General features: G+C 46.1%; 17 protein-coding genes and 2 riboswitches. Of the genes, 2 read left to right on the top strand and 15 right to left on the bottom strand.

Going from position 1 to position 23,643, the window contains the following annotated elements:
• Positions 1 to 723: 723 nt before the first annotated feature.
• The 8 genes from AC4EHJ_RS12810 to ilvD form a co-directional block, all read right to left on the bottom strand.
• Positions 724 to 2,061 (bottom strand): NCS2 family permease, encoded by a 1,338-nt coding sequence (locus AC4EHJ_RS12810; RefSeq protein ID WP_490976015.1) that lies wholly within the window; start codon positions 2,059 to 2,061, stop codon positions 724 to 726.
• 121 nt (positions 2,062 to 2,182) lie between these two features.
• Positions 2,183 to 2,284, bottom strand: a riboswitch (purine riboswitch).
• Between the two features lie 126 nt (positions 2,285 to 2,410).
• Positions 2,411 to 3,949: a glutamine-hydrolyzing GMP synthase gene (guaA, locus tag AC4EHJ_RS12805; protein WP_490976026.1), complete on the bottom strand. Its 1,539-nt coding sequence runs from the start codon at positions 3,947 to 3,949 to the stop codon at positions 2,411 to 2,413.
• Positions 3,950 to 4,075: 126 nt separating this feature from the next.
• Positions 4,076 to 4,177: riboswitch (purine riboswitch) on the bottom strand.
• Positions 4,178 to 4,209: 32 nt separating this feature from the next.
• Positions 4,210 to 6,396, bottom strand: a complete 2,187-nt coding sequence (locus tag AC4EHJ_RS12800; protein WP_490976014.1) for a transglutaminase TgpA family protein — start codon at positions 6,394 to 6,396, stop codon at positions 4,210 to 4,212.
• The gene (locus AC4EHJ_RS12795; RefSeq protein WP_490976013.1) at positions 6,393 to 7,607 is read right to left on the bottom strand and encodes a DUF58 domain-containing protein; all 1,215 of its coding nucleotides are present in this window, start codon (positions 7,605 to 7,607) and stop codon (positions 6,393 to 6,395) included. Before AC4EHJ_RS12795 ends, AC4EHJ_RS12800 begins: the two co-directional genes overlap by 4 nt.
• On the bottom strand, positions 7,604 to 8,554 hold the full coding sequence (locus tag AC4EHJ_RS12790) for an AAA family ATPase (RefSeq protein ID WP_490976012.1): 951 nt from the start codon (positions 8,552 to 8,554) through the stop codon (positions 7,604 to 7,606). Before AC4EHJ_RS12790 ends, AC4EHJ_RS12795 begins: the two co-directional genes overlap by 4 nt.
• Positions 8,555 to 8,776: 222 nt before the next feature.
• The gene (nadE, locus tag AC4EHJ_RS12785; protein ID WP_490976011.1) at positions 8,777 to 9,601 is read right to left on the bottom strand and encodes an NAD(+) synthase; all 825 of its coding nucleotides are present in this window, start codon (positions 9,599 to 9,601) and stop codon (positions 8,777 to 8,779) included.
• 15 nt (positions 9,602 to 9,616) lie between these two features.
• On the bottom strand, positions 9,617 to 11,086 hold the full coding sequence (locus AC4EHJ_RS12780; protein WP_490976010.1) for a nicotinate phosphoribosyltransferase: 1,470 nt from the start codon (positions 11,084 to 11,086) through the stop codon (positions 9,617 to 9,619).
• 425 nt (positions 11,087 to 11,511) lie between these two features.
• Complete coding sequence (gene ilvD / locus AC4EHJ_RS12775) at positions 11,512 to 13,233, bottom strand: dihydroxy-acid dehydratase (protein ID WP_490976009.1); 1,722 nt, start codon at positions 13,231 to 13,233, stop codon at positions 11,512 to 11,514.
• A gap of 502 nt (positions 13,234 to 13,735) precedes the next feature.
• Here ilvD and AC4EHJ_RS12770 point away from each other — a divergent pair.
• Entirely contained in the window at positions 13,736 to 14,245 is a 510-nt protein-coding gene (locus AC4EHJ_RS12770; protein WP_490976008.1) for a GNAT family N-acetyltransferase, read from the top strand.
• A 48-nt stretch (positions 14,246 to 14,293) separates the two neighbouring features.
• Here AC4EHJ_RS12770 and AC4EHJ_RS12765 read toward each other — a convergent pair whose 3' ends face one another.
• The 5 genes from AC4EHJ_RS12765 to AC4EHJ_RS12745 all read right to left on the bottom strand — a co-directional run bounded on the left by AC4EHJ_RS12765 (position 14,294) and on the right by AC4EHJ_RS12745 (position 21,085).
• Entirely contained in the window at positions 14,294 to 17,338 is a 3,045-nt protein-coding gene (locus tag AC4EHJ_RS12765) for an EAL domain-containing protein (RefSeq protein ID WP_490976007.1), read from the bottom strand.
• A 232-nt stretch (positions 17,339 to 17,570) separates the two neighbouring features.
• A complete protein-coding gene (locus AC4EHJ_RS12760) occupies positions 17,571 to 18,245 on the bottom strand; it encodes a GNAT family N-acetyltransferase (RefSeq protein ID WP_490976006.1) in 675 nt (224 codons plus the stop codon).
• Positions 18,246 to 18,341: 96 nt separating this feature from the next.
• Entirely contained in the window at positions 18,342 to 18,497 is a 156-nt protein-coding gene (locus AC4EHJ_RS12755) for a hypothetical protein (RefSeq protein WP_490976005.1), read from the bottom strand.
• Positions 18,494 to 19,732: a helix-turn-helix domain-containing protein gene (locus tag AC4EHJ_RS12750; RefSeq protein WP_490976004.1), complete on the bottom strand. Its 1,239-nt coding sequence runs from the start codon at positions 19,730 to 19,732 to the stop codon at positions 18,494 to 18,496. The genes AC4EHJ_RS12755 and AC4EHJ_RS12750 overlap by 4 nt, the downstream gene beginning before the upstream one ends.
• Positions 19,733 to 19,822: 90 nt before the next feature.
• The gene (locus AC4EHJ_RS12745; protein ID WP_490976003.1) at positions 19,823 to 21,085 is read right to left on the bottom strand and encodes a S8 family peptidase; all 1,263 of its coding nucleotides are present in this window, start codon (positions 21,083 to 21,085) and stop codon (positions 19,823 to 19,825) included.
• A 417-nt stretch (positions 21,086 to 21,502) separates the two neighbouring features.
• Between AC4EHJ_RS12745 and AC4EHJ_RS12740 the strand changes: the two genes are divergently transcribed.
• Entirely contained in the window at positions 21,503 to 22,426 is a 924-nt protein-coding gene (locus AC4EHJ_RS12740) for a PhzF family phenazine biosynthesis protein (RefSeq protein ID WP_490976002.1), read from the top strand.
• Positions 22,427 to 22,480: 54 nt separating this feature from the next.
• Here the strand turns inward: AC4EHJ_RS12740 and AC4EHJ_RS12735 are convergent, their stop codons facing one another.
• A complete protein-coding gene (locus tag AC4EHJ_RS12735; protein WP_490976001.1) occupies positions 22,481 to 22,921 on the bottom strand; it encodes a HEAT repeat domain-containing protein in 441 nt (146 codons plus the stop codon).
• A 379-nt stretch (positions 22,922 to 23,300) separates the two neighbouring features.
• On the bottom strand, positions 23,301 to 23,537 hold the full coding sequence (locus AC4EHJ_RS12730; protein WP_490976000.1) for a hypothetical protein: 237 nt from the start codon (positions 23,535 to 23,537) through the stop codon (positions 23,301 to 23,303).
• Between the last annotated feature and the right edge of the window lie 106 nt (positions 23,538 to 23,643).

Raw genomic sequence — 23,643 nt, 5'->3', positions numbered from 1 at the left:
ATGTATTAGGCATGCCGCCAGCGTTCGTCCTGAGCCAGGATCAAACTCTCCATTATAGAGTAGTGTTGATTGCTCAATACTGCTGGCGCATCGCCGTCCGAAGACGCACGATTCGCTTTGATCTGCACAAGGCTGATCAGTAAGTTTTGCGCGGGCCGTTTTGCGCGGCCGTTGCGTGTTGTTGACGTTTTGCTGTTCAGTTTTCAAGGTTCATTGTGTGCCGTTCTTAACAGCAACTTTATTAATATACCTCATCGCATTTCAGATGTCAACATTCTTCTTAATTGCTTTATCTGTTTGTTTGAGGACAGATACTAATATATCAAGTTACTCGTATTAAGTCAATACATTTCGAGAAAAAAATAGAACCGAATAAAATACTATTAAATTATCCACATTTTTATTATAACCGAATTTTCAATTAAATCAATAGCAAAGTTTGTTACATTTTTGAAAGGAAAGTTTTCCTTTACATTCTAACATCTGGTTGCCGATTCATCTCTCCCTTATCAGCTACCCGCACATCCAGTGGATAGCTTCCGAATCGACTTTCTTCTATATATAAAACGCATTCTTTCTAACACGCATTTTGATTGCTGTCATAGGAAGGTGAGCTTCCCGCTACGCAAGGCAGCCAACTGAACTCCACCCTCCCCTATTGAAATCCTTAATGCGCTAAACAGCAAAAAAATCCCACCAAAACCATTGGCGGGATTTTTCTATTTAAACCAAGAAGATGAAATACAATATGAAGATCACGAATAATCCGTACATGATTGGATGAACTTGCTTTCCTTTGCCCGCAGCAATCATTGTAATCGGATAGAAGATAAAGCCGATCGCGATTCCTGTTGCGATGCTGTAGCCAAGAGGCATAGCAATCATCGTCAGAAATGCTGGAACTGCAATTTCGAAATTCGTCCAATCAATTTTGCCAAGTGCGGAAACCATCAGCACGCCGACAATGATCAAAGCCGGCGCCGTCACCGCACTTGTGATGACTTCCAATAAAGGATAGAACAAAATTGAAACCAGGAACAATATTCCTGTCACTACAGAAGCGAAGCCAGACCGTGCGCCTGCTGCTACCCCTGAAGTGGATTCAATGTAAGAAGTCGTTGTAGAAGTACCGAAAATTGCTCCAGCTACAGTTGCCACCGCATCAGCCAAAAGCGCTTTTCCTGCGCGCGGTAATTTATTGTCTTTCGTCATCAATCCCGCTTGGTTAGCTACCGCTACCAAAGTACCCGCTGTATCGAAGAAATCCACGAACAAGAACGTCAGGACGACAACCAGGAATTGAATTGTCATCAATGAGCCCGGATCATTGAAGATCGGCTCCAAAGCTACACCGAATGTCGGCGCCATGCTTGGCACCTGGCCAATGATTGCAGACGGCAGTTCGACGATGCTGAAGATCATGCCGACTACTGCTGCAATCAGCATGCCGAAAAAGATTCCGCCTTTAATGCCTCGGACCATGAAGATTACTGTGACCACCAAACCGAAAATCGCCAGCAGTGTCGAGGAGTTCGTCAAGTCGCCAAGCCCGACCATCGTATCCGGATCGCCGACGATGATGCCGGCATTTTGAAGACCGATGAACGTGATGTACAACCCGATCCCCGCTCCAACCGCAAATTTTAGTTCAGCGGGGATCGCGTTGATGATGCGTTCACGCAAACCAGACAACGAAAGGATGATAAAGAATAATCCAGAAAATAATACGCCGGTCAAAGCTGTCTGCCAAGGAATGCCGTAAGTCAAGATGACTGTGTAAGCGAAGAATGCATTCAGCCCCATGCCCGGAGCAAGCGCAATCGGATACCTCGCTACAAACCCCATCATCAAGCTTCCTACTGCCGCAGCTAATGCGGTAGCCATGAATACCGCGCCATAATCCATACGCAATGCATCTGGCAGATCTGTTACCGAGCTGAGTGTCAGCGTCAGCGGGTTTACCACTAAAATATAGGCCATCGCTAAAAATGTCGTTAAACCGCCAATGATTTCCCGGCGATAATTCGTGCCCAATTCTTCAAACTGAAAATACTTCTTCAATGTAATTTCCTCCGCGTGTCGCCGCAATAATGCTGGAAAACAGAAAAACGCATACAGCAATGTGCCGTATGCGTTCGATTTACCCCTCCAAAGCAAATAAATCCAGAGAGGGTCCGGCTTCCTGCAGCCGGACAAAAATCGTAGTCGAGTCATTTACGGTAACTCGGTAGAAACTTTCGGGCCATATCCCCGACATTATACGACAACGTTATTTAATTTCTATCGTAGAATAACACGTTTCTTTTTAATTAACAAGCCTAAACACGAACATTAATCGTTTTTTTTATTTTATAGTTCGTGAAATATTCAAAAAGCTGGAACACCTTTTAAAGGTGCTCCAGCTTATGCTTTATTCCCACTCGATTGTTGCAGGTGGCTTGCTCGTAATGTCGTACAATACGCGGTTAATATGGTCTACTTCATTGACGAGGCGGACACTGATTTTCTCCAGTACGTCCCAAGGGATGCGCGCCCAGTCGGAAGTCATGCCATCAATTGATGTAACGGCTCGGATGCCGATTGCGTAATCGTACGTGCGGGCATCGCCCATCACGCCGACGCTGCGGATATCCGGAAGGACAGTAAAGTATTGCCAGATGTCCCGGTCCAATCCTGCTTTGCTGATTTCATCACGGAGAATCCAATCCGACTCCCGGACGATTTTAAGCTTCTCTTCTGTAACTGCTCCCATGATGCGGATTCCCAATCCCGGACCTGGGAATGGCTGGCGCCAAACGATTTCATCTGGCATGCCAAGCTCTGTGCCTAGCGCACGGACTTCGTCTTTGAACAATGTATTCAATGGCTCGATCAGTTTAAACTGCATGTCATCGGGCAAACCGCCTACATTATGATGCGATTTAATGGTTTGTGCCGTTGTCGTACCGCTTTCGATAATGTCTGTATAAAGCGTTCCTTGAGCAAGGAAATCCATGCCTTCAAGTTTCGACGCTTCATCGTCGAATACGTAGATGAACTCGTTGCCGATGATTTTGCGTTTTGTTTCAGGGTCTGACACGCCTGCCAGTTTGTTCATGAAACGATCTTGTGCATCGATTTTGATGACATTCATATTAAAGCCGTCCGCGAAAGTCTTCATAACGCTTTCCGCTTCACCTTTGCGAAGCAAGCCGTGGTCGACAAACATGCATGTCAACTGGTCGCCGATCGCTCTATGGATTAATACCGCCACTACAGAAGAATCAACACCGCCGCTGAGTGCACAAAGCACTTTCTTGTCGCCGACTTCTTCGCGAATTTTTTCGATTTCAAGCTCAATAAAGTTTTCCATTGACCATTCATCTGCCATGCCGCAAACGTCATAGACGAACTGGCGCAGAACTTCATTTCCATAAATGGAATGGCGCACTTCAGGGTGGAATTGCACACCGTAGAATCCGCGCGACTCATCCGACATTGCAGCAATTGGGCATCCTGCGCTTGTGCCTGTCACTTCGAATCCAGGTGGCGCTGCAGTTACCAGGTCCCCGTGGCTCATCCAAACAATCTGTTCTTTTGGAAGATCTTTAAAAATAGTGCTTTCTTTTACAAGTTGAAGTTCAGCTTTGCCGTATTCACGGTTTTGGGCTTTTTCAACATTGCCTTTCAAATGCAGCGCCATCAGTTGCATGCCGTAGCAAATTCCCAAAATCGGAAGTCCCATTTCAAAAATAGCAGGATCGATTGAAAACGCATTTTTATCATAAACCGAATTCGGTCCGCCTGAGAAAATGATGCCGGAAGCATTCATTTCTTTAATTTCTTCTGCAGTAATCGTATGCGGATGCAACTCGCTATAAACTCCGATTTCACGAATACGCCGTGTAATCAATTGGTTGTACTGGCTTCCAAAATCCAAAACCACTACTTTCTTCTGTTCTTTCAACATTGGGCTGACTGGCACACTCTTCACCTCTTCTATTCAATTCAAGGCCTCAAAATAGCAAAAGAACGCGAAATATAGTCCTCGCGTTCTTCTGCTCTACATCAAAAAGGCGAATGCACATGTCTAAACGCATGCGTCATCCGCCTTCATAGTCAAGTCATTTCCGGGGACTTGGTAGAGACATCTGGTCCATATCACCAGACATATATGAGGGCACCTGTAACTTATAATTTTCTCAATTGTACAAGGTCGCACTCCCAAAATCAACCGCTTGTCTGTTTGATTAAATTTTCCCAACTTTCTTTCAGCTTTTGCCATTGGACGGTTTCATCTTTGCCGCCATAGACAGACCTTTCATACGCCTGCGTCAATTTCGTCATATCATGGGTCCCGAAGAACGAATCGATATACGAAGCGTACGACTTCAACGTCTGCCCTTCTCGCCTTTTAATACCGTATAAATCCAATTGCTTCAACAAGCGCAAATACGCTTTTTCGAAAGTTGATGCATTATTCCTGCGTGTACGATAATACGGAATGAGCACTGCAGGCAGCCATTTTTGCCGCATTTTGAACAGTATCAAAGCTGCTGCTGTAATCCCCGCCAAAGACCAAAGGATCGCTTTTCTATGTGCATCTGTATACTGTTCGAATCGGCTCCATAGCGATGGGCCACTGTCTGCAGCATCAGCTGCTACTTCTTCATCTTCAGCTGCCAGCGGGTCAGGGCGCTCTGGCATGACGGGATCTTCTAATTCTTCCGTTTCTGTTTCAACGTCGAAATCGACTGCCGATGCGCCTGTAAAACCGATTGTCGGTTCAAAAAGCATCCACCCGACTCCAGGCATGTAAGCTTCAACCCATGAATGGGCATTGTTATTGGTGACCTGGTAAGTTTCCTCTTCACCATTCTGATCTACTAATTCACCTTCATTGAAACCCTTAACCCAGCGCGCAGGGATATCAAGTGAACGGAGCATGACGACCATTGATGTCGAAAAATTATCGCAATAACCCGTCTTTGTGTCGAATAAAAATTGATCAACATAATCTTGATCTCCCTCAGGAACCGGAATATCCTCTTGGCTGTATTCAAAGCCTGCTGTGCTGAAATAGCGTTCAATAGCACGCGTTTTTGCATACACATTGTCACCATCCGCCGTTATTTCAGCCGCGAGGTCCCGCACGCGCTGGGGCAATTCCGCCGGCAACTGTTTAAAGCGGTCAAACTCGGCAGGAAGCTCAGCCAAATCTTCAACGCTAGCTGCCTGCAGCGCGGTCAAGCTATATAATGGTTCACTATAGGCAACCTCATATACTTCAGGTTCAATTTCAGTGCCATCGATATACGTTTCAATGCGCTGGTCTGCCGAATCGTATTGATAATCGACATTTTGATCCATTAAAATTGATTCAGTGCCGTAAGGATAAAGCACGAATGGGAAAGATTGTTCCATTGACACCAAGGCATCGTCCCGCAAAGCAGGTTCACCCGGTTCGAAATCTGTGGAAATAAACTCTCCATTGCCGTATAAGAAGGAATCGCCGACGTTTTCGGTCAACTCCCACCCTTTTGTTGTATAGATATCTTTGGATTCAACTTTCCAATACTGGCCATTCGCGACAGTTGCTCTGAAAACAGGCGTATCGTCACCTATAAAAGAACCGCCGAGTTGGGAATCATCCACGCCATAACCGATGCGCCCGACTTCTCCTCCCGGGCCACTTCCGGCCTGCTCAGAAAAAGAAGTGATGTATGGCACGGGGTCCGGCCAGATCGGACCGGATTTCGGCAAATAAAGGGCAAATGCGGCTGCCGCCGAAACCATCAGCACCAACGGAATTATATACGCCGCGATTTTATTGCCGCTGAGTTCGATATGATGGCGCTCAAGCCATCGTGCTAAATGGAGCAGACCGGCCAATAGAAGGCCAATGACCATGATTCGGATGATGGCCGTATTTCCGGTGTAAGGGCTAAACGTATCCAATACCGCGATAAAGACCACCGTTAGCAAATAGAACAGGAAAATGCTAAGCCGGTAGCTGACCCAGTAATGAATAAGGTAGACTGCCATCCATAACAAAGCGAAAAAAAGTACGGTCCTGAAAATATCTGTTGTGCCGACCCAATCCTGAGCCAACACTGCCGAAAAGTCTTTTGTAAAATTATCCCACAAAAATCGAATTGCATCTCCTGTGAAAAAAACTTTGCCGGTATAGACGTAAACCGTGAACCACAGGACATACAGCGTTTTGACCGTACCTGAAATCCACCATGGCACTTGCAGCAAGGCCATAATCAGCGACATGCCGATAAAAATCAGGAACAGGTTTTTATGCCCTGTTTCGGTCAATGCAATTACAGGCGCCAGCCATTCTGCCAACAGGAAAAAGACCAAAATATACAAGCCTGCCATGAACCATTTGTTTTTTCGGATTGAAGTCATTTATCCTTCACCTCCATAAAGACTGAGGAAAAGTTTTCAGGCGCCACCCATTTGACAGCGAAGCCTTTAGAGCGCGCGAATTGAAATGCTTGTTCATCTTCGCGCGATGGCCGCTCCCCTTTTTTCATGACCACCAGGCACATACAGGCATTCAAGTTTTTAACGTTGCGTTGGATGACTTTAACCATATCCATCGTCAGCTTGCTTGTTACATACAGTAAACTTGATGACTGGATTTTCAGGAGATCACGCCCAACTGCTTCTTCTGCGGGATTTTCAAGGTCCGGCTGCACTTTCGCCAGGAAATACATGACCCGGTGAAGATGTTCTTCTGTCTGGATGATTGGAAACGAATTGCGGGTCGCGCCTACAGACAAATAGGCGACGCTCGATTTCGAATCTACAATCGATTGAAGTATAGACGCCACCAATTCTACTTGGAGCTCGAATTTATCCGTCTTCCGCCGGTCATCCAACAAGAACAAATCTTGCGACTGGCGGTCTTCGAATTCTTTCGTCTGCATTGTCTGGGTCCGCGCGAATGATTTCCAGTGGATCCATGAAACGCGGTCGCCCGGACGGTAGTCGCGGACACCTGTCGCCATTGTTGTATCTTTCACGAGCGTGAAAGGCGCGGCCATGGCTCCTTGGTCGTACCTCGATTCCATCGGGCGGTAAACGATTTCAGTCGTATTTGGATATACCAGGACTTTCTGCTGAAGCGGTATCAGTTTCGACTTCCGCACCCATCCGAAGAAATCCGAAACTTCCACCTGCACCCCTTCCAGCACATGCTCACCGCGAGGCATATCCTGGATTTCATAGCTCCAAGACATGCCGGTAGAAAAACCGGGTACCAGCATTTTCTGATTGCCGCCCGCGGTTCTGGCATTCAGTGCAGGGGAGTGCGTTTGTTCCATCAGTACGGTATACAGCAGCGGAAACCGCATATTCCGCTGTACTTTGATAGTTGCTAAGAATGGCGAACCTTTGCGCACCTGCGGGGTGTGGATTTCCCGGCTCAACTCCATATCCTGGAGCGGATAGACGGCGAGCAGCAGGGAATAAAGCGCAAATGGCAGTGCCATATAAAAAATAAACCAGCTGACAAAGCCGCCTTGGAACATGGCGAAAGCGAAAGTGAAAATCAGGATAAACAGCACAAACAGGAGCCGCCCCCATAGATTCACGAATGAGGCCGTTTTTTTCATTGGCCTACAAGCCTTTGGACTGGCACCCGCGTTTTCGCCAAAATACGATCCGTGATTTCATCAGTAGTGATTCCGTCATAGCGCGCTTCCGAGCGCAGCATGATGCGGTGCCCGAACACGAATTTCGCCAAATATTGCACATCGTCCGGCGTTACATAATCGCGCCCCTTCAACATGGCGTAGGCTTGGGATGCTTTCATCAAAGCGATTGAACCGCGAGGGCTTACTCCCAAATAGACATATGGGTCGTTCCGCGTCTGCCTGGTCAGTTCGACGATATAACTCCGGATCGTTTCATCAACATTGATCTTTTTCACTTCTTCTTGCAGCGCCAAGACTTCTTGGAGTGAAATAACTTCTTCTAAATCTTCGATTGGTGCAGAAAGCTGCGCGCGGCTGAGCACTTCCATTTCTTCTTTCGGCGATGGATAGCCCATTTTAACTTTCAATAGAAACCGGTCTAGCTGTGCTTCTGGAAGCGGATAAGTGCCTTCATATTCAATCGGGTTCTGGGTGGCCATAACAAAGAAAGGCTTTGGAATAGGCATGGTTACGCCATCAATGGTCACAGAAGCTTCTTCCATCGCTTCAAGAAGTGAGGATTGCGTTTTTGGGGATGTTCGGTTGATTTCATCGGCCAAAATGATATTGCCCATGATCGGGCCTGGCCTAAAATGAAATTCCATATCTTTCGGATTGTAGATGGAAACGCCAATCACATCGGACGGGAGCAAGTCAGGAGTAAATTGGATCCTTTTAAATTCGGCGCCTACTGATTTTGCGAGTGCTCTTACCAGCATCGTCTTACCTACGCCCGGCACATCTTCAAGCAGGACATGGCCATGGGATAGCATTGCCACCATGCTCAATTCAGCAATATCGCGCTTTCCGATAATCACTTTTTCTATATTATCAATTACTGCATTTAAACGATCTTTTGACTTCATCCTGATTCCCCCAATATAAAGTGCGTGAAATTTTTTAAATTGTCCAAAACTTATTTCAAGCATAACGAATTCACCGGAATTTCTCAACTTTCCGTAACTTTAGCATTGTTATTATCCATAGAAATGAACGTCCCATGGCAAGCCACTGCTTACGGACTCTTTTCGTCGAATCAAAAACAGGACAAGGAGCGGAATCCGCATCTTGTCCTGTCTCTGTCCAGTTCATTTCCAAAAATCATCAAAGACCGTAATCGGCAAATGGCGTTTATGCTGTGTACGCAGGTAATAGCCTTCCAGTTTTTCTTGCGCATCCCCTGGAATTTTCTTGCCTTCAAGGTAGTCGTCAATCATGTCGTAGGTGATGCCTAAGGCCACTTCATCCGGAATCGCCGGACGGTCTTCTTCCAGGTCAGCAGTAGGAATCTTCATATACAGGTGCTCCGGACTGCCAAGTTCTTTCAGCATGGCGCGGCCTTGGCGCTTGTTCAATCGAAACAAGGGCGTGAGATCGGCTGCCCCATCTCCGAATTTCGTATAAAATCCCGTAATCGCCTCAGCTGCATGGTCAGTGCCGAGCACGACCGCTTGATTGGACCCCGCAATCGCAAATTGCACTTTCATCCGCTCACGCGCCTTCTCATTGCCTTTGATAAAGTCAGTCAATTCGATGCCCACTTTTTCCAACGCGTTATCGCTCGCATCCACCGCTTCCTTGATGTTCACCGTATAAGTCTTCGTCGGCTTGATAAAATCAATCGCGTCTTGGGCGTCATGTTCATCAAATTGCGTGCCATACGGCAGCCGTACGGCATTGAATGCATAGTTGCCGGCTTCTTCCGCGTTCAATTCATCAACGGCCATTTGAGCAAGCTTACCCGCAAGTGTCGAATCCTGCCCGCCGGAAATTCCCAGCACAAAGCCGGTCAGGAACGGATGCTTGATCAAGTATTGCTTTAAGAAATCAATTGTCCGCCGCACTTCTTCCTGCGGATCGATGGTCGGCTTCACTTTCATTTCTCTAATGATCTGCTGCTGCAAATTTGACATGAATCTTCCTCCTTATTATTTCCCAGCCATTTGCTGGATGGCATCTTTCACTTCTTGGATATTGCGTATTTTATTGTCCCAACACTTCTGGCTCAAATCGACCGGATATTCTTCCGGATTCAGTGAACGTTTGTATTCATCCCATAAAAGATTAAGGCTACTGGAAGCGTATGCCTGAATTTGCGGCAAAGAGGGATTTTCATAAACCACTTCCCCAGCCTTAATCACTTGCTGATGAAGATTGACAGCCTCAAAATTCGACACGAACTTCGAGACATATGTATGGACCGGATGGAACATTTTCAAATGGTCTTCTTTAGCCGGATCCTCATCAGACATAGTGATATAATCACCTTCTGATTTCCCATTTTCCCTATCTATAATGCGGTAAACGTTTTTAAGGCCCGGCGTCGTCACTTTTTCAGCATTGCCCGAAATCTTGATAGTGTCTTCCATTTTTCCCTCGTCGTTTTCAATCGCTACAAGTTTATAGACTGCACCAAGAGCCGGCTGGTCATATGCGGTGATCAGCTTTGTGCCGATGCCCCATGAATCCACACGAGCTCCCTGTGCTTTCAAGTTGAGGATGGTGTATTCATCCAAATCGTTAGATACAACGATTTCAGTGTCCGGGAATCCGGCCTCATCCAGCATTTTCCGCGCTTCTTTCGACAGAAATGCGATATCACCACTGTCCAGCCGGATACCGATAAAATTGATTTTATCTCCTAATTCTTTCGCGACTCGAATGGCCGTTGGCACGCCTGATTTAATCGTGTCATAAGTATCAACCAGGAAGACGCAGTCTTTATGGCGTTTTGCGTAGGAATGAAACGCTTCGTACTCATCTTTATATGCCTGTACCATCGAATGGGCATGCGTTCCGGCAACCGGAATCCCGAATTTCTTGCCGGCTCTAACATTGCTGGTCGCTTCTAAACCGCCAATATAAGCTGCGCGGGTCCCCCAGATTGCCGCATCCATTTCCTGCGCGCGTCTGCTGCCGAATTCCATTACCCGTTCCTTTTTCACGATCTGCTTGATGCGGCTCGCTTTAGTGGCTATCAAGGTTTGAAAATTGACGATATTCAAAAGCGCCGTTTCAATAAGCTGCGCTTCCACCAATGGTGCTTCGATCCGCAACAGCGGTTCATTTTGAAAAACGGTCTCTCCTTCGACGACTGAATAGACATCTCCCGTAAAACGCACCGTTCTCAAGTAATCAAGAAAATCATCCTTGAAGCCGACTTCTTCTTTCAAATAAGCCAAGTCACTTTCCGAAAACTTGAACTCCCTTAAATAATCAAGCACTCGCTCCAGTCCCGCGAAAACCGCGTAGCCATTGCCAAATGGCAATTTTCTAAAAAACAACTCGAATACTGCTTTCCGTTCATGCATGCCATCCGCCCAATAGGCTTCTGTCATATTAATCTGGTACAAATCCGTATGTAAGGCTAAGCTGTCGTCTGCATATGTATTGCGCATTATAAAATCTCCTTCTTCCACATTAAATAATTTCTCTAATTATACCCTAAAGAAAACAATTCAAAAACGAAATGCCCAGGAAAGAAAGAAGTTGACATGAAATGCGTTTTATGCAATAATAATCTAGTTAACATATAGGTAACTGGTAATTTTGATAATCTGGCATTCTACGATAATGTTTTTGAGAATACTTATTCACACTGGCGCGATTAAAGGATCGCAAGGACGTAAAAGAAGGTAGGGTTTACGTTGCTTAAGTTAGAAAGCCCCAGTGGAACAATGACCGCGGCACAGAAAGTTAAACCTTTCAATGGAAATGATTCCCCGTTTTTAACGGGTTGAAAAATTGAGTCAAAACTTATAGATGTTACCTTAAACAAACAAAGGGCAGCCCTCACATCGAGGGCTGCCCTTTTCCAATTGTTTCAGCTTTTTAAAGCGAGTGTTTCTTCCGGCGCTGTCTGTTCACGGTTCAAATAATCAGTTACCGCCCCTTTTGAAGAGCAGGAAACATTGTGTGCGTATTTGCCGAGCACCCCTTTTTTATAAAGCGGCGGTGCTGTCCATTCCTTGCGTCGCTGTTCCAGTTCTTCCGCCGCTACAGCCATAGAGATTTCCTGCAATACTGAATCGATCGTGACGATGTCGCCTTCTTTAAGAAGCGCAATCGGTCCGCCGGTCTGTGCTTCAGGCGCAATATGCCCCACCACTAAACCATGTGTGCCTCCGGAGAAGCGGCCATCTGTCAGCAATGCCACTTTTTCATCCATTCCTTTGCCGACCAAAATTGCCGAAATGGACAGCATTTCTGGCATCCCTGGACCGCCTTTTGGCCCTACGTAGCGGATGACCAGTACATCGCCATCGTTTATTTCGTTGGCCATGACGGCAGCTGTCGCCTCTTTCTCTGTGTTATAGACTCGTGCAGGGCCGCTGTGGCGCGTAACTTTGACGCCAGACATTTTCGCAACAGCGCCGCTCGGCGATAAATTCCCTTTCAGAACGATTAATGGCCCGTCTTTGCGTTTCGGGTTGTCGAAAGGCATGATAACCACTTGCCCTTCCAGCAAATCCGGTGCCTCTTCCAAATTCTCTGCCAAGGTTTTCCCGGTAACCGTCATACAGCCGCCGTGAAGATAGCCTGCTTTCCATAGTACCTTCATCACCGCCTGCACTCCGCCTACGCGGTGCAGATCCTGCATGACGTATTTTCCACTTGGCTTCAAGTCCGCAATATGCGGAACTGTTTTCTGGATGCGGTCAAAATCATCCATCGTCAAATCGATTTCCGCTGCATGAGCGATTGCCAACAAATGCAAAATCGCATTGGTTGAACCGCCAAGTGCCTGCACGACGGTTATAGCATTTTCAAACGCTTCTTTCGTCATGATGTCTTTTGGATAAATTCCTTTTTCGAGCAGATTATAGACGGCTGCCCCTGCCGCTTTGCAATCCGCTTGTTTGACGCTTGATTCTGCGGGGTTCGAAGAACTGCCTGGCAAACTCATCCCCATTGCTTCTGCAGCAGAAGCCATCGTGTTCGCCGTGTACATGCCTCCGCAAGAACCTGCTCCGGGACATGCCCCACATTCGATTTTGCGCAATGACTCGTCGGTGATGTCGCCGTTATTATGCTGGCCGACTCCTTCAAATACAGAAACGATATCGATATCCTGGCCGTTGTAATTACCCGGAGCAATCGTTCCCCCGTATGCGAAAACAGCTGGCACAGCAGAATTTGCAATCGCAATCAAGCAGCCTGGTATGTTTTTGTCACAGCCGCCGATTGCCACTAGCCCATCCAAACTTTCAGCCCCGACAACCGTCTCAATAGAATCCGCGATCAAATCCCGGCTCGGCAATGAATAGCGCATGCCTTCCGTTCCCATCGAAATCCCATCCGACACCGTAATCGTATTGAATACTAGCGGAACTCCTCCTGCTTCTCTCGCTCCACTTTTCGCGCTCACCGCCAATTCGTGGATATGTATATTGCAGGGCGTCACTTCGCTCCATGTGCTGGCTACTCCGATCATCGGTTTCTTGAAATCTTCATCCGTCACACCGACTGCTCTGAGCATTGCGCGGTTCGGCGCTTTCATCGCTCCGTCGAATACTTTACTGTTTATGCGCAAATCTTTTTTCATCAGGCATCTTTCCTTTCTTTTGTATCATTATAGAGAAATATTTACTCAATTCAATGAATTTTAAATATTTTATCTAATATTTTTTTAAATAATTCGAAAACTGGTCACATATTTGGGTTGTGAGAAAGCTTTGATTTTCTTCTCATTCCGCTTCAGCGCACTTTCATCTCTCTAAGCTAGCGCAGCGATGCAACGGTCTTTCATGTCCCGAAGCTAGCGCAGCGATGCAACGCATCTTCATGTCTCGAAGCTAGCGCAGCGATGCAGAGACAGAGACAGGGACAGGAGCATATGTCTTAACAGGGCTGTTTTACGGAATATCGGATAAAAAGGAGTATATTTTTCTTACCCTTCCATTTATCTCCCTTGCTTTACACTTAATATTTTTGTCTTTAATAGTCGGATGTTATACTTGCAGTACATCAAATTTCCTCCTTTTCTAGTGATGTTTAGTGAGAAGAAAACGGATTACAGAGCTGAATAAATTTCGAAGGAATCGGAGATGGTTTGGATGCAGATCCGGGAAGCGCACGAAGATGAATACGAATTCATAAAATGGCAGAGGCTGGCTTCTTATAGCCCCTTTGAACAGATGATTCCTGCTCCGCATTGGGAGTTGCTAAAAAAAACCTTATTGTCGGATACTTTTAAAGGTCCTGGAGTGCGCGTTTTTATTGCGGAAGTCAACGGCGCTATCGCCGGCAGCATCGTGCTGTTCCCTGCCGAATCGAAAGCTTATGAATGGGATGAAAGAGCGCTGCAGCATCCTGAAATCCGCATGCTTGCAGTAGGCCCAGCCCAGCGTTCCCAAGGCGTGGGCAAGGCACTCGTCAGCCATTGCATCCAGCAAGCGAAAGCGGACGGTGCTCCTTTTGTCGGGCTGCATACGGCAGACTTTATGGCAAACGCCATGCACCTATACACAAGCTTCGGTTTCGAGCGGGTTCAGGCATTGGACTTCATGCCGCTTGATGATGGAATCATTATCAAAGCTTTTAAGCTGAACTTATAGAGAAAAGGGAAAAGGTTTCGGCTAAACGCCGAAACCTTTTCCCTTTTCTTATCGCTGTGTGCTCCACTCTTTTTCTTGCTGCCAGGTTTTTTCAAATTGCTCCGGCAAAGCGGGTTTGCTGAAATAATAGCCTTGTCCTGTCACATTGAATGACTTTAGCAATTCCATCTGTTCTTTGGTTTCGATGCCTTCCGCAATCACTTCAGTTTGGAGGTTTTTGCCTACCTGGATGATGGCGGTAAGGATAGCCAAGTTGCGATGGTTGCCAATGATGTCGTCAATCAGCGATTTATCGATTTTAAGTGTATCAATGCTGATGTTCTTGATGACAGTCAACGACGAGAAGCCTGCGCCAAAATCATCTATCGCTATTTTCACACCCAGTTTTCTGAGCTCTTCCATTAATTTTGACGCTTCTTCAACGTCAAACATGACGCTTTCGGTGATTTCAATTTCGAAGTAGCGTGTATCCACCTGATGCTTTTTCAAAATGCTGTCCACTTTCTGGCTGAAGTTCGGGTCCCGAAACTGGCGGGCGGATGCATTGACAGACACTTTAACTATAGGGAATCCGAGTCGCTCCCATTCTTTTAGCTGCCTGCACGCTTCATCAAGTACCCATTCGCCGATTGGCAGAATGAGCCCGGTCTCTTCAGCTATCGGAATGAACTCATTCGGCTGGACCATGCCGAACGGCGATTGCCAGCGCAACAGCGCCTCCAGGCCGACCAGACGATTTGATTGCAAATCGATTTGCGGCTGGTAATACAATAAGAATTCCCCGTTGTCGATCGCTTTTCTCAAAGCATTTTCAATTTGGAATTTCCTTGTCGCTTTTTCATTCAAATCATCTGTGTAGAATTGGTAATTGTTCTTGCCCTTTTCTTTCGCTGAATACAGCGCAAAGTCCGCTTGGCGGATTAGCGTCCCAGCATCCCAGCTGGAGCTTGAATGGAGGCTGATGCCAATACTGATGGTAACCACCAAGTCATGATCCATGAGCAAGACCGGCCGGTTCATCTCTTTAATGATTTTTCGGCTGAGGCGCTCCAAGTAATCCTCATCTGCGTCTTCGAGCACAACGATGAATTCGTCCCCTCCATGCCGTGATAGGCGATCTGAAGGGCGCAAACAATTTTTGATGCGCTCTGACACGTGTTGCAAAAAGAGGTCGCCGCCGTGATGGCCTAATAAATCATTGACGCCTTTAAAATCATCAAAATCAATAATTACTACGGCAATCGAGCGATGATGCTGCTTGGCGCGCTCGGCTACCTTAGCCAGATTGGCGTAGAACCAGTGCCTGTTTGGCAAGCCGGTTAATTGATCTGTAAATGCCAAATCGTTCACTTTTTTCTCAATTCGTTTCTTTTCTGTAACATCTCTCGCAATCGAAAACGCTCCTTCAACTTTTCCTTGGCGCTTTATGGGCACGACGTTGACATCTACTTCAATTTCCTTGCCGAATTTATCAATCATCTTTTGCTCTGATCGGAGAGACTTGCCGTGTTTCGCCAATGTGAACGTGCGCTGTACTTCCTGAAGGTCTTCAGCAATGAGCGCAGGAAAAGCCATCGCGTGCAATTCTTGTTTATTATAGCCGGTGAGTTCTTCCGCATTGTGGTTGACGTTTGTAAAATTCCCGTCCATGTCCAGTTCAAATACGGCATCCAGATTCTGCTCAAACAACGAACGGTATTTCTCTTCATTTTCTTCCAAAAGCCGGATCGCTTTCTTTTCTTTCGAGATGTTTTTCGCGATTCCGAAAACGCCGATGATTTCATTGTCGACGATTATCGGCAGGTTTGTAATATGGAACGGCACGCCAGCTCCAGTGCGGTGAATCCCAACAAGCTCGTAATTTCGCGGCGTGCCTTTTAAAGCAAGCTCGAAGTTTCGGATCGTATCCGGCAGGAACTCAGCCTCCACAATTTTATGGAAAGTCATGCTGCCGAACTCAGCTCTCGAGTAGCCGAGCATTTCCATCAACGCCTGATTGACATCCAGCATCTTCCCTTGGGCATCCATTGAATAGACGCCTTCGGGGTTATGCAAGAAAAGCGATTGGTAGCGCTGTTCGCTTTCTTCCAATTTACGCCGTACTCTTTTCTGTTCTGTGATATCACGCAAAATTAGCTGAATGGAGGGGTTCCCTTCAAATTCCATCCGCGCTCCCTTTATTTCAACTTCCAGCGTTTTGCCTCCAGAAATGACAAGTTCCTGTTCAATCGGCGCCTCATCCTCACCTGACACCATCCTGATAACGCGCTGTTTAACCGCTTCGTGGTGTTCGGGCGCCACAAAACTGAGAACGCTTTTCCCGACCAGTTCATGCTCTGCCCGCGCATTTACCATGTTTAAGCAGGCTTGATTGACAAAAGTAATGTCGCCACCGCTCTGGACAACAATCGGTTCGGGTGATAACTCTACCAATCTGCGGAATCGTGCCTCATTTTCTTTCAGCGTCTCCTGCAATTGTTTTTCATTGGCAAGTGACCGATAGTCCAGCACGGCAAAAAACACGGCTAAAAAGATCATGAATAAAATCATTGTCAGGACGAACAATAATAGGGAATAATCCGCGTAATTCAATGCCCTGCCCTCAGGATGAAGCTCCATTGATCCACTAGCGGAACTATAATGCATCACCGCGACTGAAAGTCCCAGAATCACTGCACTGATCGATTTTCGCGCAATCGATTTTTTACCGTAAGCTGCCATAGTGAAAAGCCTTGTGGCCAATGATGAAAAAACGAAAGCCATCAGCAAGGAAAACGCTGAATTAAAAAGGCTGAACTGGAAATCCATCTGTACTTTGACAGCAAGCACTGCAATATAATGGCCAAGAAAAATACCGGCGCCCAGCAGCAGGCTGCTGAAAACACTTTTCCATTTACCGTCATTTTTAAAATAAAGAATGTGGAAGGCACCGTAAGAGCCAAAAATTGAAGCCGCCAGCGACCCAGCTAATATGAGCGGATTATAGCTTATTCTGACATCTGAATGGGAAGCTGCCATTCCAGTGAAATGCATGGTGAAAATCCCTGTTCCGACCGCACATGCCGCAAAGGTGGCCAACGTCCTTTTTTGCATGCGACTTGCACTACTAATTTTTTCTGTTAAAACTAAGGCTATATAAGATGAAATGATGGCAGTAAAAACAGATAAAATCACTAAAAATGGACTGAAAAATTCAAACAATACTGATTTCATCTCCTACTTTGTATTTATTAATATAGATTATTATACCTTAAACTCAATGTTGAAGAACAAAGTATTATTGTACAGGCAGAATTAGTGCTGCATGAATAGAGAAATACAACTTTTACAGCATTTCCGGCTTGAAAGGATTTTTCCATTCCATCAATGCCGCATAATTCAAAGAGTTTGCGTCTTCCAAGTAATCACTGATGACGCAAACAGGCGTCCTGCCGCAGCGCAGCAAAAAGGACACGACCGGGTCTTTGAGTTTACCTAATACTACACCTTCTAAGTACGCTTCAGGTGAAAGTTCAGATGAATGCTTGAAATACCCTGGCATCCTGCCGCCGCCAAGGACGCGTTCGAGCCCGGCACGGACGGCTCGCTCATAATATGATTGCATCAACAATCTTCCAAGATCCATTTTCCGGAAAGCAGGGCTGACGCAGATATCAGCGATGTATAGCGTCTTGCCATTCGGATTGTGATTCGTTATAAAGCCGTCAGCTGTTGCCTCGCTCCAGCTATGGTGCGGAGAGTCGCCATCAAAATCTGTCAGCAGACCTGTAATAGATCCAGCCATTTCCCCTTCCACCTCTACACATAATGCACCTTCAGGATAATACTTTACGTGGTTCGCCAATTGATCTTTGCCCCACCACAATTCTTCAGGAAATGGCGGCGGGAAACTTGCGCGCTGGATGCCGATTAACTCATCAAAGTCTCGCTCTGTATAAGGGCGCACTGTCGCCTTAAACGGTTTACCGTTTTTAATAACGTATTGCTCTTTGCGGTACATATTCATTCCTCCCAGCTATTCTGCCTTCCTCTATTATATAGAAACCAATAAAAAACCTCCCGGCTGATTTCACTGGGAGGTTTTTTATTGGTTTCCTTATAAAGGAGGCAAGATGACCGGTACTGCCATTGGCTTAGCTTCAGCCTGGGATGCAGTTGCCACTTTAACTTCTGGTTCTTCCAATTGCCCGATCGCGCCTGCCAAAACTGCAGTGAAGACTGCAACGGCAGCAATTTTTTTGCCCATTTTCATAAAAGTTCTCCTCCATTTCGGTTATAGTATGAGCGGTAGAAATTCGCTTTTTCCCACTCTTTTTGCTGCTGGTAATAGTTTACTAAATCAGCAGCAATTTTCTTACTTTCTTTTATATAACCATTTTTTCTGAAAAATGGAAACATAATCGTTTCACAATAGGACATTAGGTCTGGTTGGGAAAAGTTTCGTTTTTCGAAGTAGTTGCTGTATATCTCTACTTGTTCGTCGGGGCTTTGCTGCAGCAAGGTCCGAACTTCCCCGATCAAATGGGAGGCATCGATCCCTAATTCAATAGCCGCTTCAATCTTGCTCAATAACACAGCTTTATAAAAATACGAATCCTCTGGCAGGCTGTTCTTCAAGTCGCGCAGAAAGTCGTAGGCTTTTCCATATTCGCCTGTTTCTTTCAACAATTCAATATAATTATAAGAAGTTTGGTGGAATAGCTCTGTCTGTCCGGTAAGGCGCGCATTGCGCTTCAACACTTCGTAAAGGCCATTTGCCTGGACATGCAGATTGCGCCGCGTGTAATTGATGGCCAATAGCAGCTGTGCATGCATGAGCCGGATGTAATTATGGTGGAGCTGATAAAACTGGACGGCCAGTTCTGCGTAATAAGCCGACACTTCGAAACGATCCAGCACGATCATCAGCCGCGCTTTCTGGTAATAATACTCCCCTTCGAATTTTTGCGGGATGCTTTGGATGCCTTGGTCAAGCATCTCGAGGCAGTCCCGAGATTGTTCCGTTTTATTGAGCATTGAGTAATAGACCGATAAGAAGAATTTATACAGCCATTTTTCCGGTGCCGAAAAAGAACCCGTCAGCCGCTCCAGCATGTTCTTCTGCCGCTCTGCTTGCGGCTGGTCGATTTCATAAATATAATAACGGAATTTATACAGCTCATATTGGTTGACCAATTCAGTGGATTGGATATAATCGTTCTCCAATTTCAATTGATGATAAAGTTTTCGCATATTCTCCAAGTCGTAATGCAGCGACGAATCGATAAATTCGCCAAGCTGCCTTTGAAGCCTCTTATGCCGCTCCACTTCTTTTTGCCAGTGCACGCCCATCTTCGCCAACAATGCTTCGATCGTCGATTCATGCGGCACGTACGCATTCGATTCAATTTTACTCAAATGGGAAATTGAACAGATCCCATCCGCTAACTTCAATTGCGTCATGCTATTTTTCGTGCGGTAATACTTGATGACGGATCCGATATTCATACGCTCACCCTTTTAATCCGAATAGTTAAAATTTTACCATAAAAAAACAGTTCCAGCATAATACTGGAACTGTTCAGGGCGTTCTATTCCTTAGCGCAAACGTGCAAAACCGAATCCTGAAGCATAGTCATCGCCGTATCCTGCGCCTGATCCTGAAAGGATGTCGTAATTATAAGCGCGATTCTGCAAATCATTGCGGATAGTCGTGTGGCTGACTGTCGGGTTTGCTGCCCAAACTTTCGCCGCTAGTCCTGCGATATGCGGTGAAGCCATGGATGTTCCGCTGATGGTCGAGTAACCGCCTGTGTACCAAGTTGAGTAGATGGCAGCGCCTGGTGCAGAAACTTCCACATCGCCTTTTTGGATAACGTAGTCGCCGTCTGTCGAGCTATAGCCGCGTGAAGAGAAATCCGCTACGCGGTACGTGCCATTTTGGATGACATTTTCAAGAGCTGCTACAGCGACTGCATTCTGCAATGCGCCAGGATAGCCGATTGATCCTTGATAAGGGCCTGAATTTCCGGCAGCTGCAATGATCAACACGCCTTTGCCATATGCGTAGTTCACTGCATTCGTGATTAAGCTGCTTTCAGCTGATGAACCTAATGACATATTGATGACAACTTTTGTATTTAAAGAAGTTGCCTGATCGGCAACGTGGCGGATGGCATTCGCGATATCATCCGAATAGCCTGAGCCGTCATCGCCCAACACTTTATACGCCCACAGGTCAGCAGCTGGTGCTACGCCGTATACGCCTGAACCTGAACCGCCATCAGCCAACGCTGAACCGGCAACGTGTGTCCCGTGCCCTTGTCTGTCTACGCAAGATCCATTGACGATGCTAGTTCCGACAGTGAAATCTTTACATTGTTCAACGTTGTTCACTAGATCCGCATGAGTTTTGTTGACGCCTGTATCAAGCACGGCAATGTTGATGCCTGCTCCACCTGAAGTCTTGGTCAATGCGCTGTCGTTATAGATTGCTTTGATGCCCCATGGGGTGGATTGCGATGCTGCCATTGCTGCGTAAGCCGCTTCCGGTTTTGAAGAAGTTTCTTCAATAGAGAATTCCGGCACTTTTTCAACAGTCAGGTTTTTATTTTTTTGCAAAGCTTCGAATTGCTTAGCATTCATATTAGTAGTAAATCCTTCAGCCTGGAAATCCCAGTGGACGCCGTAACGCTCTTTAGCGTTCTTCAACTCTGTTTGGTTTGCAGAATCGACCAATACCCGGAATTTCTCATTCGTATTCTGTGTAGAGAAGTCCCCATTTGCACTAACGCCCATCGCCGGTACAAGCAATGTCGCCGCCAGCATAACTGATGTCACAAACTTTGCCGATCTTTTCATCGTCCAATCCCCTTTTCCATCAAATAGTCGGCAATCAAAGCCATGGCGGCGTCCCGCACAACGCTTCCGTATCTCCATCTATGGGAGAACCTTGCCTCACAACTAACATTATCAGATATGAATATTTTCCGTAATTGGGAAAATTCTGTATCATTTTTTAATAATGGCCGGACATTGAGACATTATAACCACTCCTCAAGACCTAAGTAAGATTTCAAAGCTAAACTTCACTGAATATGCCATGTTTTATTATTATTTATACGCTTTTCTTACAAAGCGATTTTAAGCAATTAAAAATAATTAACAGAATAGTTCCTCAAATAGACATTTTAGTTTTATAATTGTATGGACTGGATTTAATGGTTTTGTTTCAGGGTGGATGGATAAATCGGAAGATAAGAAGAACGGAGGCTGGCTATGGAAAGTTTGCATTACACGCTGCTCGATGTATTTACGGCAAAGCGGTTCGGTGGAAACCAATTGGCGGTTTTTTACGGAGAAGAGAATTTAACCGCTGAAACGATGCAGCAAATCGCCCGTGAATTGAATTTGTCGGAAACGGTCTTTATCTGTCCCCCCAAAGATTTGGGACATGAAAAGAGCCTGCGCATTTTCACCCCGACAGTCGAATTGCCGATTGCAGGGCATCCAACTGTTGGGGCTGCATTTGTCATGGCCGATAGGCAACTCGTCAAAACCCATGAAGGCAAGAATGAGTGGGTGCTCGAAGAATTGGTCGGCGCAGTGCCGGTGACAGTTTTTGTTGAAGCCGGGAAAGCGGCAAAAGTGGAAATGACCCAGCCGCTCCCTGAGTTCGGCGAAAAATTCTCCAAAGCCGGTTTGGTCGCCGATCTGCTTTCCTTAACTTCAAAAGACCTCGACAGCCGTTTTCCGGCTCAAACGGTTTCTTCCGGCCTTCCTTTCCTTTTTATACCGGTACGCTCACTCGACGCCATGCGCAGGATCAATTTTAGGACGGACATCTGGGAACGGCATTTCAGCATGCATCCGGACACCCAAAATATTTTCGTTTTCACGACTGAAACACAGGAAAGACAATCTACGGTTCATAGCCGTATGTTCGCCCCAGCAATGGGCATCGCGGAAGATCCCGCCACTGGAGCGGCAGGCGGGCCTTTGGGCGCTTATTTGGTAGCCTACGGAGCAGTGCCACATAATTCCAGCGGCATTTATCAGATTCGCAATGAACAAGGCTTCGAGATGAAACGCCCGAGTTTCATTGACATTACGGTCACTGAATCGGCCGGAACATTCAAACAAGTGAAAATCGGTGGCATTTCCGTACTCATGGGCCAAGGCGAAATCCTTTTGCCGGATTAATGTACAATAAAAAAAAACGCCTCGCAGCGAATAACTGCGAGGCATTTTTTGCGTTTATTTACCTGGAATCGACTTCCAAGTATCTTCTAGCCAGCGGTCGAAGTCTTCACCTTTGTCACCTTTATAAGTGTCATAGATGTCGACGCGCATTTTCTGAAGCTTCACTTTAAAATCTTCATAGCTATGGTCGCGCGGCAAACTTTTCTTGATACGCACCAATACTTTCGACGTGTCTTTGATCAAATCGAATTTTCTGCGCGGCGGCAATTGGACATCTTCGCCAAGGTCGATCAATTTCTCGTATGCAGCTTCCTGCACGTGGTAAACTGGATCGTTTTCCAGACGGTGCAGCAAGACGTCGATTGTCTGCTTGTGCTTGTAATTGCCAAGCTCCTCGACTGCAGCCAAACGTTCTTTCCAGTTCGCTGTGCGGTTTGCGGCTCTTTTCAATTCGGCGTAGTTTTCAGGCAGTTTCGTGTTAAATTGTTGACTCAAAAAATTCAATCTCCTTTTGTTCATTTCCGTTGCGGAAAAGCTTATTAATGTATTGTACCACCATCTGGCCTAAAAAGAAGGCTCTGTTCGTGCTCGCAGCCGATTTTTCTTCAGGCTTCCAAGAGCGCCTTAAAGAGCCCTTGTCATTTCGCTCTAGGCTGACGCGTTCCGCAGGCCTTTCTTCAGTCTCCTTTCCGCTATCAAAAACAGCTGCTCCGGCATCGCTGCGCTAGCTTCGAGACATAAAAGTGCGTTGCAGTGCTTCGTCGCAAAGTTATTACCTCAATTCTTGGGTCAATACCTTTGCAGCTGTTTTGCGGAATACCGGCTTAGGTATGGAAAAGCCCCAAAAAGAAAAACTTCTGGATATCCAGAAGCTTTACATAACGATGGAATAATCATGGATCATGTGTTCAATCGCCTCAGCGGCTGTTTCTATGTCCGTGTAAATCGTGGCTTCCTGCGTCGCGATGCATGTGACTGCAATGGAAGTGGAATCGCCAGCAGATTTAGCGATCAAATAATCTTCCCCATCTTTTGCGAATGTCTGGGTGATACTGACGGTGTTATAAAAACTGATAGTCTTCAAAAGTTCCAGGATAGCGTCGAATTTCATAGGGAATCCCTGCTTTCTTTTGGAAATTGACTAAAGAAAGTCTCGTAGAATCCATTATTTCGATGTATACATATTATAACATGCCTGTTTAATCTTATCAAAAATC

It is taken from the genome of Planococcus sp. TJ-301 (assembly GCF_058268475.1).
This window is presented reverse-complemented; position numbering and strand designations above follow the sequence as displayed.

Excerpts from the sequence above, each read along its gene's own strand:
- AC4EHJ_RS12795 (WP_490976013.1), bottom strand. The coding sequence starts at position 7,607 with ATGAAAAAAACGGCCTCATTCGTGAATCTATGGGGGCGGCTCCTGTTT.
- AC4EHJ_RS12745 (WP_490976003.1), bottom strand. The coding sequence starts at position 21,085 with ATGAAAAGATCGGCAAAGTTTGTGACATCAGTTATGCTGGCGGCGACA.
- AC4EHJ_RS12790 (WP_490976012.1), bottom strand. The coding sequence starts at position 8,554 with ATGAAGTCAAAAGATCGTTTAAATGCAGTAATTGATAATATAGAAAAA.
- AC4EHJ_RS12755 (WP_490976005.1), bottom strand. The coding sequence starts at position 18,497 with ATGAAAATGGGCAAAAAAATTGCTGCCGTTGCAGTCTTCACTGCAGTT.
- AC4EHJ_RS12750 (WP_490976004.1), bottom strand. The coding sequence starts at position 19,732 with ATGAATATCGGATCCGTCATCAAGTATTACCGCACGAAAAATAGCATG.
- guaA (WP_490976026.1), bottom strand. The coding sequence starts at position 3,949 with ATGTTGAAAGAACAGAAGAAAGTAGTGGTTTTGGATTTTGGAAGCCAG.
- AC4EHJ_RS12730 (WP_490976000.1), bottom strand. The coding sequence starts at position 23,537 with ATGAAATTCGACGCTATCCTGGAACTTTTGAAGACTATCAGTTTTTAT.
- AC4EHJ_RS12780 (WP_490976010.1), bottom strand. The coding sequence starts at position 11,086 with ATGCGCAATACATATGCAGACGACAGCTTAGCCTTACATACGGATTTG.
- AC4EHJ_RS12770 (WP_490976008.1), top strand. The coding sequence starts at position 13,736 with ATGGTTTGGATGCAGATCCGGGAAGCGCACGAAGATGAATACGAATTC.
- ilvD (WP_490976009.1), bottom strand. The coding sequence starts at position 13,233 with ATGAAAAAAGATTTGCGCATAAACAGTAAAGTATTCGACGGAGCGATG.
- AC4EHJ_RS12740 (WP_490976002.1), top strand. The coding sequence starts at position 21,503 with ATGGAAAGTTTGCATTACACGCTGCTCGATGTATTTACGGCAAAGCGG.
- nadE (WP_490976011.1), bottom strand. The coding sequence starts at position 9,601 with ATGTCAAATTTGCAGCAGCAGATCATTAGAGAAATGAAAGTGAAGCCG.
- AC4EHJ_RS12765 (WP_490976007.1), bottom strand. The coding sequence starts at position 17,338 with ATGCAAAAAAGGACGTTGGCCACCTTTGCGGCATGTGCGGTCGGAACA.
- AC4EHJ_RS12800 (WP_490976014.1), bottom strand. The coding sequence starts at position 6,396 with ATGACTTCAATCCGAAAAAACAAATGGTTCATGGCAGGCTTGTATATT.
- AC4EHJ_RS12760 (WP_490976006.1), bottom strand. The coding sequence starts at position 18,245 with ATGTACCGCAAAGAGCAATACGTTATTAAAAACGGTAAACCGTTTAAG.